Genomic DNA, 12,711 nt, shown 5'->3' with positions numbered 1-12,711 from the left:
CTGCTAGATAGCTGTACGCAAGAACTGGCGCCCGTGCTATGGTTGCGCAATCAAAATCGGTAGGTTTGTGATGATCATTACCTCTTTACTTGATACGGACCTGTACAAGTTTTCCATGATGCAGGTTGTTTTGCATCATTTCCCGGCTGCGCACGTGGAGTATCGCTATAAATGCCGTACTCCCAACATTAATTTGAGCCAGTACCTGGACGAGATCCGGGCGGAAATTCATGCGCTGTGCCAGTTGCGTTTTTCAGACGCCGAGCTGGATTATTTGCGTAGTCTACGCTTTATAAAAAGCGATTTTGTTGATTTCCTGGGACTGTTCCATCTGCCGGAGCGCTGTATTCAAGTGCAGGCGGGGGACAAGCCCGGCGAGATCGAGATTCTGGTCCAGGGCCCCTGGCTGCACACGATCCTGTTCGAGATCCCGGTGCTGGCCATTGTGAACGAGGTCTACTTCCGTAACGAGCGTCCGCAGCCGCCATGGGAAGAAGGGCGTGAGCGCCTGCAGTCCAAAATGCGCCTGGTGGTGGATGATCCTGCCTTGAGCGATTTCCGTGTGGCTGACTACGGCACGCGCCGCCGCTTTTCCAAGCAGTGGCACGAAGAAGTGGTCACCACCATGATTGATCAAATGAAGCCGCACTTTGCCGGCACCAGCAACGTCTGGCTGGCCATGAAGTATGGCGTGACTCCACTGGGCACCATGGGTCACGAATACTTGCAGGCTTGTCAGGCCTTGGGCCCCCGTTTGCGTGATTCGCAGATTTTTGCCCTGGAAGTGTGGGCTAAAGAGTATCGCGGTGACCTGGGTATTGCCTTGTCGGATGTCTACGGCATGGATGCTTTCCTGCGCGACTTTGACATGTACTTCTGCAAGCTGTTTGACGGTGCCCGTCATGACTCCGGTGATCCCTTCATCTGGGGCGAGCGCTTGCTGGCGCACTATCAGGCTAACCGTACCGATCCGCGCACCAAGACCCTGGTGTTCTCTGATGGTCTGACCATTCCCAAAGCCATTGAGCTGGCCCTGCGTTTTGCCGGCCGCTGCAAAGTGTCCTTTGGGATTGGCACCAATCTGACCAATGATCTGGGCCATGAGCCTTTGCAGATTGTCATGAAGATGGTGCGTTGCAATGGTCAGCCGGTGGCGAAAGTCTCGGATGCGCCTGAAAAGACCATGTGTGATGATCCGGCGTATTTGGCTTACTTGCGGCAGGTTTTTCAGTTGCCTCCGGCTTAGAGATTGAGGCTTCCCTTCTTGATGTCCTTGCTGCTTGATGCAAATGCTGCTTGGGTAGGGGAGCTAGGGGTATCGTGGTCAGTGATGCTCGTGATTGCAGACGGGCGGCATCGTTTTAAAGCGATAAAGCCATAGCACTAAAAGTTTGAGTCAAAGCCTTTTGCACACACAAAGGGCTTTTTTTCATAGACACAGCAGCGCTACCAGATGCCCACCGGCTTCCCGAGCCTGGGCAATTTGCTCTTCATTCAAGGTCTTGGGAGCCAGAATGCTTTCTGGCGTCTGGGCGTGGAAATTGAAAATACGGACAGGGGCGGCCAGCTCCAGCCGCCAGCCGGTACAAATCCGCTCCAGTTGCCGTTGCGCACCTTGCCCATCGCTGCCTGCGCTGATCAGGGCTGCATAGGGACGTCCATTCAACTGATCCAGCACCTCGTAATAGTTCCGGTCCAGACACTCTTTCATGGCCCCGCTCAGGCTACCCAGATTCTCGGGGGCGCAGAACAAATAGGCGTGGGAATCGCGCAAGTCCTGTGCTTGCACCTGATCACAATGCAAGCGTTTGATACAGACCTGCTCCGTCTCGCCCAGTTCCTTGAGCACCTCCAGCGCGCCTTCTTCGGCCTGTTCGGCCAATTGTCGGGCTGCGCCGGTACGGGAGTGCCAAATCAACAGAAGCTGGCGGCATGTGTTCAGACTCATAAGCTCTTACTCGCGGTGATAGACTAGCGTCTACAGTATAGAGAGCCACTTCAGCGCTGAGTGGCCACATCGACGTAATCCACATGAATCACACCGCTTCTCCCCCTATGGCCGAGTCGGCCTTCAATCCTCTATGGTTCGCGCAAGCCAGCCACGGACTGGATGAAGCAGGGCGTACGCTATTGCAGGCGGCTGCCGACTGGGCGGGGCCTATTTTGCTGGATCTGGCCGGAAGTACCGGCGAACCCTTGGACAGCCATTGCGCTCAGGTAGCGCTTATTTTGGCTGGCCTGGGTGTGGACGCTCAAACTCGTGCCAGCGCCTTGCTGGCCGTCACTCCCGCCCCTGGGCCGGAAGTCAAGCAGGACCCGGTTCAAAAAGCCTTTGGTGCCGAAGTCATGACGCTGGTGCGGGGCTCGCGCGCCTTGTACCGTCTGGGTTCGCTGACAGGTCAGGCCAAGGAGCAGACGGGCGGGGGCGATCAAAAGGAAATGAAGCGCAAGATGCTGCTGGCGATGGCCGCCGACTTGCGCATTGTGATGATGCGTTTGGCCTCGCGCTTGCAGTCCTTGCGCTGGTATCGGCAGTCCAAGACGGTGTGCCCGGTAGCGTTCGCGCGGGAAACGCTGGAGCTGTATACGCCCTTGGCCAACCGTCTGGGGATTTGGCAGATCAAGTGGGAAATGGAAGATCTGGCCTTTCGCTTTCTGAATCCGGACGTTTACAAGAATATTGCCAGTCAGCTGGAAGACAAGCGCGTGGAGCGCGAAACCCTGATCAGTCAGGTGCGTGACCAACTGTTGGCGGCCTTGAAGCGCGAGCATATCGTGGCCGAGGTCTCTGGGCGGCCCAAGCATATCTTCAGTATCTGGAACAAGATGCGTAACAAGCATCTGGACTTCGAGCAGCTATTTGATCTGCGGGCCTTGCGCGTTATTGTGGATGACGAGCGCAGCTGCTATCACACGCTGGCTGTGGTGCATTCGCTGTGGACACCCGTGCCCGAGGAGTTTGACGACTATATCTCCCGGCCCAAACCTAACGGTTACCGTTCCCTGCATACCGTGATTGCGGATGCCCAGGGGCGCTGCTATGAAATTCAGATCCGCACGCGTGATATGCACCAGTTTGCGGAATATGGGATGGCGGCCCACTGGCGCTACAAGGAAGCCGGTGCCCAAGGCGGACAGCAAGTTGCTGATGGTGAGGACGATAGAAAGATTGCCTGGATGCGTCAGTTGCTGGCCTGGGACAGGGAGGCGTCTACCTCGAACGCCACCGAGCCCGGCCCGCAAGCAGACAGCAGCAAGGACTCCGCTTCTGAAACGGCAGTAGAGACTGCCGCCAGTAAAAAACCGGCTGTTGCCCGGCCTTTGAAGGCTCAGGAAGACGAGCATATTTATGTGCTGACGCCACAGGCTCGGGTTATCGAGTTGCCTGTGGGGGCGACGCCTGTGGACTTTGCCTACTACTTGCATACCGATCTGGGTCACCGTTGCCGTGGCGCGCGGGTTGATGGGCAGATGGTGCCTTTGTCCACGCGCTTGTCGACCGGTCAGACTGTAGAGATTGTGGCTGCCAAATCCGGCGGCCCGTCACGTGACTGGCTGAACGTGCAGCTGGGCTTTCTGGCCAGCCCGCGTTCGCGCTCCAAAGTGCGCGCCTGGTTCAACGCGATTGAATTGCAGCAGCGCATCTCCCAGGGCCAGAGCATGGTCGAAAAGGAGCTGCAACGCTTGGGCCGCACGGCTGTGAATCTGGAGCAGATGGCGCAACAGCTGGGCTTTGCCAAGGCGGACGACTTGTACGTTGCCGTGGCCAAGGATGAATTCAGCCTGCGCCAGGTGGATGCCCTGTTCCGCGAGGACGTGCAGGAAGAAGAGCCCGTACAGCGCGTGTTTGATGCGGCCAGGGAAAGTGTTTCCAAGACCGGGAAAAGCGGTGTGCTGGTGGTGGGCGTGGATTCGCTCATGACACAGCTGGCCCGTTGCTGCCGTCCCGCACCGCCTGATCTGATTGCCGGTTTTGTGACTCGTGGCCGGGGTGTGTCCATACACCGTGCTGACTGCAAGTCCTACCAGGAACTGGCTGATCGACAACCTGAAAGGGCTATTAGCGTCGATTGGGGCGATACGGGGGATACTCAGTATCCCGTGGATCTGGCCATTGAGGCTCAGGAACATCCCAGCCTCCTGCGTGATCTCTCGGAAGTGTTTGCCCGTCTGCGTTTGAACGTAACGGGTATCAACACCTTGAGTCGCCGCTCGCTGACGCGCATGATATTTACCATTGAAGTGCGCGATGGCGAGCAAATTCAAAAGGCTTTAGCGGCCTTGAACGAGTTATCGGGCGTTAGCGCCCGCCGCTACTCGTCCTGAACTGCTAAAATCGGTAAACCTAAACCTCGCGGGCGTTGTGCCCGCGATTGTTCTTGTCAATCAAGAGAGCGAGCTTTGAAAACCTATACCTTGCCCGACCCGGATGGACATTTTGGTCAGTTTGGTGGTTCGTTTGTCGCTGAAACGCTGGTCCACGCCCTGGACGAGTTGAAAGCAGCCTACGAACAGTATCGGAACGATCCTGAGTTTCTGCGCGAGTTCAATTACGAACTCAAGCATTTTGTCGGTCGTCCCAGCCCCGTGTACCATGCCCGTCGATGGTCGGAGCAACTAGGTGGAGCTCAGATCTGGTTCAAGCGCGAAGATCTCAATCACACTGGCGCACACAAGATCAACAACTGTATTGGTCAGATTCTGCTGGCTCGCCGCATGGGCAAGCCACGCATTATTGCTGAAACCGGCGCAGGCCAGCACGGCGTGGCAACGGCAACCGTTGCCGCCCGCTACGGTCTGGAGTGTGTGGTCTACATGGGTAGCGAAGACGTACGCCGTCAGGCTTCCAATGTGTACCGCATGAAGTTGCTGGGTGCGACGGTTGTACCCGTGGAATCCGGTTCGCGCACGCTGAAAGATGCGCTGAACGAGGCCATGCGTGACTGGGTCACCAATATCAGCAATACCTTCTACATTATTGGCACGGTGGCTGGCCCTCATCCTTACCCGATGATGGTGCGCGACTTCCAATGTGTGATCGGTGACGAGTGCGTGGAGCAAATGCCCCAGGACGCCGGTCGTCAGCCTGATTACGTCCTGGCGTCGGTGGGTGGTGGTTCCAATGCCATGGGCATTTTCTACCCCTACATCGAGCACAAGGATGTGGAACTGATCGGTGTGGAAGCGGCCGGACGCGGTCTGGATACGCTGGAGCACTCGGCTTCCCTGAACAAGGGCATGGTGGGTGTGCTGCACGGTAACCGCACTTATGTGCTGCAGGATGATGACGGTAACGTCATGCCTACGCACTCGGTGTCGGCGGGCCTGGATTACCCAGGTGTGGGCCCCGAGCACGCCTGGCTGAAAGATTGCGGCCGCGCTCAATACGCCACCTGCACCGATGAAGACGCCCTGAAAGCGTTTCACGATTGCTGCCGTATCGAAGGCATCATGCCTGCGCTGGAGTCTTCGCACGCGCTGGCTCATGCGGCTCGCATGGCCCCGACTTTGCCCAAGGATAAAATCATCCTGGTCAGCTTGTCCGGTCGTGGCGATAAAGACATGCATACGGTCGCCGAGTACGGCGGCTTGACTCTGTAAGCAATCGGGAACTGATATGTCGAGTAATGTGCGTCTGAAAAAGACGTTTGAAGGTTTGAACGGGCGCTGTGCCCTGGTGCCTTATATTACGGCCGGTGACCCTTCGGTGCCCGCTACCGTGGCTTTGATGCATGCCTTGCGTCAGGCCGGGGCAGATGTCATTGAATTGGGTGTGCCGTTTTCTGATCCCACAGCCGATGGTCCGGTGATTCAGCAAGCTGCTGAACGTGCCATCAGCCGAGGTGTCGGCTTGCGTAAAGTGCTGGAGATTGTGCAGCAGTTTCGCTTGATCGACGAGGAAACGCCGGTTGTTCTGATGGGTTACGCCAATCCTATTGAACGTATCGGTCAGGCCGAATTTGCCGTGATGGCTGGCAAGGCGGGTGTGGACGGTGTGCTGACGGTGGATTACCCGCCTGAAGAGTCCGAGGATTTCACCCGTTTGCTGACCGAGCAGGGCGTGGATACCATTTTCCTGCTCTCGCCCACGTCCACGGACGAGCGCATTGCCAAGGTCGCTGCTCTGGCCCAAGGCTATGTGTATTATGTGTCCCTGAAAGGCGTGACCGGCTCGGCCCAGATTGATGTGGCTGATGTGGAACACCACTTGCAGCGCATTCGTCAGCACGTCAAAATTCCGGTCGGGGTGGGTTTCGGGATTCGTGACGCGCAAAGCGCCAAAGCCATTTCCCGTAGTGCGGATGCGGTTGTCATTGGCTCCAAGCTGATCCAGACCATGGAGCAGGCTGTACAGGAGAACGCTGACAAAGAGCAAAAGGATAGGGATGCGGCTGCGGTTGCTGCGGCCAGCCAATGGCTCGCGCAGATACGTCAGGCGTTGGATAATTAGCCTAAATACCTATTCCGCGTATAGAATCATCTGCCTGTTCTTGATGAACAGGCGCTTTTTTTCAGAATAAAGAGCTTGGTGGGCCGGGTGCCGGCCAGGCGAAAACAGGATCTAACAATGAGCTGGATCGAGAAAATACTCCCGCCGCGAATTAACCGTAACCCCGAAAGCAGCCGTCGTGTTCCCGAAGGGCTGTGGGTGAAATGTCCGTCGTGTGAGTCTGTGCTCTACAAGGAAGATCTCCAGGCAACCTTGAATGTTTGCCCCAAGTGCAGCCATCACATGCGTATTGGTGCGCGTGGCCGGATCAAATCCTTGCTGGACCCCGAAGGCCAGACCGAGATTGGTTCCAATACCCGTCCTATGGATCCCTTGAAGTTCCGCGATTCGCGCAAGTACACCGAGCGCGTTTCCGAGGCAGCCAAGCAGACGGGCGAAACTGAAGCCATGGTGGTCATGAGCGGTACGATTTTGTCCGTGCCTGCGGTGGTTGCCTGCTTCGAGTTTGAATACATGGCCGGTTCCATGGGTTCGGTAGTAGGCGAGCGTTTCACACGTGGTGTGCAGGCGGCTATTGCCAACCGTAGTCCTTTTATTTGCGTGGCCGCTTCGGGTGGTGCGCGTATGCAGGAGAGCTTGTTCTCTCTGATGCAGATGGCCAAGACGACAGCTATTTTGGCTGAGTTGTCCGAGGCGGGTTTGCCGTTCATCAGCATTCTGACTGATCCAACCATGGGTGGTGTGTCGGCCAGTTTCGCTTTTATGGGCGATGTGGTGATTGCCGAGCCTAATGCCTTGATCGGTTTTGCCGGTCCTCGCGTGATTGAGCAGACTGTGCGTGAGAAGCTGCCAGAAGGCTTCCAGCGTGCCGAGTTCTTGCTGGAGAAGGGCGCGATCGATATGGTGATTGATCGTCGCGAATTGCAGCGTGAACTGGCGGAGTTGCTGGCTTTGCTGACTCGTCAACCGGCTGAGGCTGTGTCGCGGCATTCTTGATTGCTGCAGCTTGAAGTTAGGGAAAAACGCCATTTGGGTTCAGGTGGCGTTTTTTTATTGCCCGCTCCGCTGTAGTTTGGGTTTTTTTGAACAGGGGCTTGTGCTATTGGAATGTTGGTCTCTCGGTTGAGACTTCAGGGCGAGATTGGCCTGGTTTTCTTGGAGTGTGGGGAGTACGGCCTGGGGGCGGGGCCTTGGCCCGTGCTGCGCACGGGTGCCCTTGGATATTGAACGATCCAGGCGCCCAGTGAACTCGCCAGGTACTTGGTCCCCCGGACCAAGTACAAGCTCCTGGCTCAAACAGCACTGGGCTTGCACCCTGGATCGCTCAATAGCCCGCGGCCAAAGCCCTGACTCGCCCCCAGGCCGTACTCCCCCCACCCCAAGAAAAAGGAATATCGCAGAGGGCTCAAATGTAAAGACGACGGGCATAAAAAAACGCCGCCCTGGTGGGCGGCGTTTTTAGTCTAGCTGTTTACTGCGTTTCGACCTGTTGCAGCGGTTCGCTGTTCTCGGTTTCTGCAGCACGTTGCTTGCGTGGGCGACCCAGGCGCACTGGTGCGGGCTGGTAGTCGTCCTGTGTTGCCGAGCGAGCGGTTTCTACCAGTTCGATGCCTGCGGCGTTCAGCACGGCTTCCAGAGGAGCAGCAGCGGGCTTCTGTGCTTGTTCGGCAGCAGGAGCTTGTGCAGCAGCGGTTTGAGTCTCTACGCGAGTCTCGACAACTGCGGTTTCCACTGGAGTGGCTTCAACGGCTGAGGCTTCAGCGGCGGGCTGAGCTTCTGCAGGAGTAGCAACTGTTTCTACGGCTTCAGCTGGAGCTTCAACGACTTCTGCTTTGGCAGGTTCGGCGGCGGCTTCTGCTTGTACAGGAGCAACGGCTTCTTCAGCTGCAGGAGCTTCTGGAGCGACTTCGGCGGCTGGAGCAGCTTCTTCCTGGGCAGCAGCGGTTTCTACGGCTGCAGTTTCTACTGGAGCAGCTTCAACGGCTGGGGCTTCAGCTGCGGGCTGAGCTTCTGCAGGAGTAGCAACTGTTTCTACGGCTTCGGCTTGCGCTTCAACGACTTCTGCTTTGGCAGGTTCGGCGGCGGCTTCTGTTTGCACAGGAGCAACGGTTTCTTCTGCGGCAGGAGCTTCTGGAGCAGCTTCGGCCTGAACGGCTGGAGCGGCTACTTCTTCCTGGGCTGGAGCAGTTTCAACGGCAGCTGCTGGGGTCGTGACGACTTGTTCAGCTTCTTGTGCGGCTTCGGCAGCGGCTGGAGCTTCCTGGGCGGCCTCTACGGCGACAGGAGCAGCTTCTGGGGCTGCTGGTGCCTCTGCGGCTGCTTGGGGCTGTTCAGGCTCGGCTGCTGCGGTTTGGGCAGCGGCTTGTTCCTGGGCGTCCAGGGCAGCAGGGTTGAAGCTAGGTGTTTCGTGAGCAACGTAGGCACTGGTATTGCCTTCTTCGTTGTTCTCTTCGTTCTCGGCTACGGCGTTGGCGTCTGTGTTGCGACGACCACGACGGCTACGACGACGGCGACGTTTGCGTTCTGGGTCCAGAGCGCCGTTCTCGCTGTTTTCGTCCGTTTCGGCATCCGAGTTGTCGCTGGTATCAGCGCTGTCGGCATCAGCCAGCTGTTCGGCGCGGTTTTGCGCTTCTTGCTTGGTGGCGGCTACGGCAGCGACTGCGGCGACGCTGGCAACAGCGGCGGCAGCCTGTTCGGGCTGGGCTTCTGTGCTGTTGACGTCTTTGTTCAGCTCGACGTTTTCTGCGCTGCCTTCTTCACGGCGTTGACGGCCACGGCCCCGACGGTTGCGTGGGTTGCGGCTGTTGCTGCTGCCTTCGTCGGCAGTGGCGGGCGTCGTGTTGGCGCTGGCACTTTGTGGGGTTTCCAGAGCGGATTCGCTACCGGCCGAGGCGTTACGACGGCGACCGCGCGTGTTACCGCCGGTGCTTTCCGTGCTGGCTTTCTCTTCCTGAGCGGCTTCCGGACGGTTGGACTGGCGACGGCCACGTCCACCTTGACCACGGCCACCGTTGGATTGGCCTGGACGGCCCTGACGGCGACCGGAGGAGGATTTGCTGCCTTCGGTTTTGGTGGTTTCGGCAACGGGCTCGGCCGGTGCGCCGGACAACCAGTTCAGCAGGCGCTTGAGCAGGCCGGGCTTGTTGTCGCTGGCAGCGGCGCTGGCGGCTGCGGCGGCAGCTGGCTTGCTCATGGGAGCAGGCTGGGCCGGTGTGGTGCTCTTGACCAGAGCTTCTGGGCGAGGCTTGATTTCGTGGCTGCGGTGCGGCACCAGGCTGTCTTGCTGTTCAGGTTGCTGAACCAGCTCGTAGCTGCTGCGCAGTTCGTCCAGACGTGGGTCGTCGTGGCGCAGGCGCTCGATGATGTGGTGCGGGGTTTCCAGATTCTTGTTCGGAATCAGGATCAGGGCAATGTTCAGGCGCGATTCGATCTTGGTGATGTCAGCGCGTTTTTCGTTCAGCAGGAAGGTAGCCACATCCACAGGCACTTGAGCGTGCAGGGCGGCAGTGCCTTCTTTCATGGCTTCTTCTTGCAGCAGACGCAGAACGTGCAGAGCGCTGGATTCGGCATCGCGAATGACGCCAGTGCCGGTGCATCGTGGGCAAGTGATGTGGGAGCCTTCGTTCAGGGCTGGGCGCAGGCGCTGACGGGACAGTTCCATCAGACCAAAGCGCGAGATCTTGCCCATCTGGACGCGGGCGCGGTCCAGGTGCAGGGCATCACGCAGGCGTTGTTCGACAGCACGCTGATTCTTGCTGTCTTCCATATCGATGAAGTCGATAACAATCAGGCCACCCAGGTCACGCAGACGCAACTGGCGAGCCACTTCGTCGGCGGCTTCCTGGTTGGTGCGCAGGGCGGTTTCTTCAATGTCGGCACCCCGCGTGGAGCGGGCCGAGTTCACGTCAATAGCAACCAGGGCTTCGGTGTGGTCGATAACGACAGCACCGCCCGAAGGCAATTGCACGGTACGCGAGTAGGCGGTTTCGATCTGGTGTTCGATCTGAAAGCGCGAGAACAGGGGGATGTCATCGCGGTACATCTTCACGCGATGCAGATTGTCGGGCATGACCACGCTCATGAAAGCGGCGGCCTGCTCGTGAATTTCGTCCGTATCGATCAGGATCTCGCCAATATCGGGCGAGAAGTAATCGCGGATGGCCCGGATAACCAGGCTGGATTCCAGATAAATCAGGATGGGAGCAGCATTGTCGCGGGCAGCGCCGTCAATGGCGGTCCACAGCTGCATCAGGTAGTTCAGGTCCCACTGCAGTTCTTCGACGCTGCGGCCGATACCTGCGGTGCGGGCGATGATGCTCATGCCCTGCGGGATGTCCAACTGGTCCATGGCTTCGCGCAGTTCCTGGCGGTCTTCGCCTTCAACGCGGCGCGATACGCCACCCCCACGGGGGTTGTTGGGCATCAGAACCAGATAGCGGCCTGCCAGGGAAATGAAGGTGGTCAGGGCGGCGCCCTTGTTGCCACGCTCTTCTTTTTCAACCTGGATGATCAGTTCCTGGCCTTCAACCAGGGCGTCCTGGATGCGGGCGCTGCGTACATCAACCCCTTCCTTGAAGTAGCTGCGAGCCACTTCCTTGAAAGGCAGAAAGCCGTGACGCTCTTCACCGTAGCTGACGAAGCAGGCTTCCAGGCCGGGTTCGATGCGGGTGATGACCCCTTTGTAGATATTGCCTTTGCGCTGTTCGCGCCCGGCTGTTTCGATGTCGAGGTCAATCAGTTTTTGACCGTCGACAATGGCGACGCGTAGTTCTTCTTGATGCGTCGCATTGAACAACATGCGTTTCATGAGTGTGGATCTCCGTTGTCATGGAGCACCGAAATATCGGCGCACGACCGCGGGTCACAGGTGTGTAGCGCTATAGCTGCATCAGTTTGGTGCAGGCAGGCAAAATCGGCCTACCGGCTTATAGTCTGGGAGGCACGAGTCGCGCCAAAGCGCGAAGTTCAATCAGCAGGGGGGTCAGAGTCACGATGTGTGTTTGACGAATATAAAATTGCTGGGGGAACGGCAGTCGCATAAACCATGCGGCTGGTGCAAAAGAGCGGGACAATCTGTGCAGGAATTCAGCGCCGCACGCGGGAGGAAAACATCTCTTGGAAAGCGGGCCTTCTTGCCACACGACTTTCGCTATTTCGGACTCACCCCGGCGACCTTATGACCCGGAAGCTGGAACTCAAGGATACAATTATCAGTCCTTGGTCATCCAACGGAGACGCACCCTTTGCATCTCTACGCTGGACCCAGTCTCAGCTTCCATAGGCTGAAGCGATTATATGCCCCTTTTTGTTATGTGCAAACCTCATGAATCACAAAGATCAGCCCCTCAAGTGCGAATATTACGCATTGATGAAACGCGGGCAGGTCAGCGTATAGATAATTTTTTGTTACGCGAATGTAAAGGGGTGCCAAAAAGCCACATTTACAAAGCGATCCGCGGCGGCCAGGTGCGCGTGAATAAAGGCCGCATCAGCAGTGACTACCGTTTGCAGGACGGCGATATGGTGCGGATTCCGCCCCTGCGTCTGCCCGAGCCCGAGCAGCCCCGTCATGTTCCCGCCGCCGTGTTCCCGGTGGTGTACGAGGACGAGCACCTGATGGTCATCGACAAGCCTGCCGGTGTCGCCGTGCATGGTGGCAGTGGTGTGTCCTTTGGTGTCATCGAGCAGTTGCGCGCAGCGCGTCCCCAGGAGCCCTTTCTGGAGTTGGCGCACCGTCTGGACCGTGAAACCTCCGGTTTGCTGATTGTTGCCAAACGCCGTGCCGCGCTGGTTGGTCTGCATGATATGTTCCGCGAAATCCGTGCCCGCAAGTTTTATTGGGCGCTGGTGCAGGGCGATTGGGTGAACGATCGCCAGCATATCCGTTTCCCCTTGCTGCGCTGGCTGACCGAAAGCGGGGAGCGGCGCGTCAAGGTTGACCCGGCTGGCAAGCCTGCGCATACCATCATCACCATGCAGCGCCGTTTTGGTCGCTTTACCTTGGTGCAGGCGGAGCTGAAAACCGGCCGCACCCACCAGATTCGGGTTCATTTGGCCCATTCGGGCTTTCCGATTGTGGGCGACGACAAATATGGCGACGATGCCATTCGTGATCAGTTCGCCCGCCAGGGCTTCAAGCGCATGTTCCTGCATTCGGGGCGCCTGGAGTTCAATCATCCTGTCACCGGACAGCCTCTGGTTCTGGAGGCCGCCTTGCCGGCTGCCTGCCAGACGATTCTTGAGCGTTTGGAGAAGTAGTT

Annotated in this window: 8 protein-coding genes; 6 read left to right on the top strand and 2 right to left on the bottom strand. The window is 58.0% G+C overall.

The genetic code is table 11. The features are described 5' to 3' along the window. The first annotated feature begins 70 nt into the window (after window positions 1-70). Window positions 71-1,246, top strand: a complete 1,176-nt coding sequence (pncB, locus tag DUD43_RS13285) for a nicotinate phosphoribosyltransferase (protein WP_153230655.1) — start codon at window positions 71-73, stop codon at window positions 1,244-1,246. A 183-nt stretch (window positions 1,247-1,429) separates the two neighbouring features. Here the strand turns inward: pncB and DUD43_RS13280 are convergent, their stop codons facing one another. Next, on the bottom strand, window positions 1,430-1,948 hold the full coding sequence (locus DUD43_RS13280) for a flavodoxin family protein (protein WP_153230654.1): 519 nt from the start codon (window positions 1,946-1,948) through the stop codon (window positions 1,430-1,432). A gap of 83 nt (window positions 1,949-2,031) precedes the next feature. Between DUD43_RS13280 and DUD43_RS13275 the strand changes: the two genes are divergently transcribed. The 4 genes from DUD43_RS13275 to accD all read left to right on the top strand — a co-directional run bounded on the left by DUD43_RS13275 (window position 2,032) and on the right by accD (window position 7,447). Further along, window positions 2,032-4,326 carry a RelA/SpoT family protein gene (locus tag DUD43_RS13275; RefSeq protein WP_153230653.1) on the top strand — a complete coding sequence of 765 codons (2,295 nt, stop codon included), beginning with the start codon at window positions 2,032-2,034 and terminating at the stop codon, window positions 4,324-4,326. A gap of 75 nt (window positions 4,327-4,401) precedes the next feature. Beyond that, entirely contained in the window at window positions 4,402-5,601 is a 1,200-nt protein-coding gene (gene trpB / locus DUD43_RS13270) for a tryptophan synthase subunit beta (RefSeq protein WP_153230652.1), read from the top strand. A 16-nt stretch (window positions 5,602-5,617) separates the two neighbouring features. Beyond that, the gene (gene trpA, locus DUD43_RS13265; RefSeq protein ID WP_153230651.1) at window positions 5,618-6,451 is read left to right on the top strand and encodes a tryptophan synthase subunit alpha; all 834 of its coding nucleotides are present in this window, start codon (window positions 5,618-5,620) and stop codon (window positions 6,449-6,451) included. A gap of 117 nt (window positions 6,452-6,568) precedes the next feature. Beyond that, window positions 6,569-7,447: an acetyl-CoA carboxylase, carboxyltransferase subunit beta gene (gene accD / locus DUD43_RS13260; protein WP_153230650.1), complete on the top strand. Its 879-nt coding sequence runs from the start codon at window positions 6,569-6,571 to the stop codon at window positions 7,445-7,447. Between the two features lie 475 nt (window positions 7,448-7,922). On the opposite strand, the gene DUD43_RS13255 is transcribed toward accD, so the two are convergent. After that, the gene (locus tag DUD43_RS13255; RefSeq protein WP_153230649.1) at window positions 7,923-11,258 is read right to left on the bottom strand and encodes an Rne/Rng family ribonuclease; all 3,336 of its coding nucleotides are present in this window, start codon (window positions 11,256-11,258) and stop codon (window positions 7,923-7,925) included. A gap of 488 nt (window positions 11,259-11,746) precedes the next feature. Between DUD43_RS13255 and DUD43_RS13250 the strand changes: the two genes are divergently transcribed. Further along, complete coding sequence (locus DUD43_RS13250) at window positions 11,747-12,709, top strand: RluA family pseudouridine synthase (RefSeq protein ID WP_228125791.1); 963 nt, start codon at window positions 11,747-11,749, stop codon at window positions 12,707-12,709. The last annotated feature ends 2 nt before the right edge of the window (window positions 12,710-12,711 follow it).

This window comes from Alcaligenes faecalis (assembly GCF_009497775.1).
GTDB classification, from domain to species: domain Bacteria; phylum Pseudomonadota; class Gammaproteobacteria; order Burkholderiales; family Burkholderiaceae_B; genus Alcaligenes; species Alcaligenes faecalis_D.
The sequence above is the reverse complement of the archived record's forward strand: the minus strand, read 5'-3'. Positions and strand labels throughout refer to the sequence as shown.

What these genes read in the sequence shown, in the direction of transcription:
- pncB (WP_153230655.1), top strand. Translation starts at nt 71, where the DNA reads ATGATCATTACCTCTTTACTTGATACGGACCTGTACAAGTTTTCCATG.
- DUD43_RS13280 (WP_153230654.1), bottom strand. Translation starts at nt 1,948, where the DNA reads ATGAGTCTGAACACATGCCGCCAGCTTCTGTTGATTTGGCACTCCCGT.
- DUD43_RS13275 (WP_153230653.1), top strand. Translation starts at nt 2,032, where the DNA reads ATGAATCACACCGCTTCTCCCCCTATGGCCGAGTCGGCCTTCAATCCT.
- trpA (WP_153230651.1), top strand. Translation starts at nt 5,618, where the DNA reads ATGTCGAGTAATGTGCGTCTGAAAAAGACGTTTGAAGGTTTGAACGGG.
- accD (WP_153230650.1), top strand. Translation starts at nt 6,569, where the DNA reads ATGAGCTGGATCGAGAAAATACTCCCGCCGCGAATTAACCGTAACCCC.
- DUD43_RS13255 (WP_153230649.1), bottom strand. Translation starts at nt 11,258, where the DNA reads ATGAAACGCATGTTGTTCAATGCGACGCATCAAGAAGAACTACGCGTC.
- DUD43_RS13250 (WP_228125791.1), top strand. Translation starts at nt 11,747, where the DNA reads ATGCCCCTTTTTGTTATGTGCAAACCTCATGAATCACAAAGATCAGCC.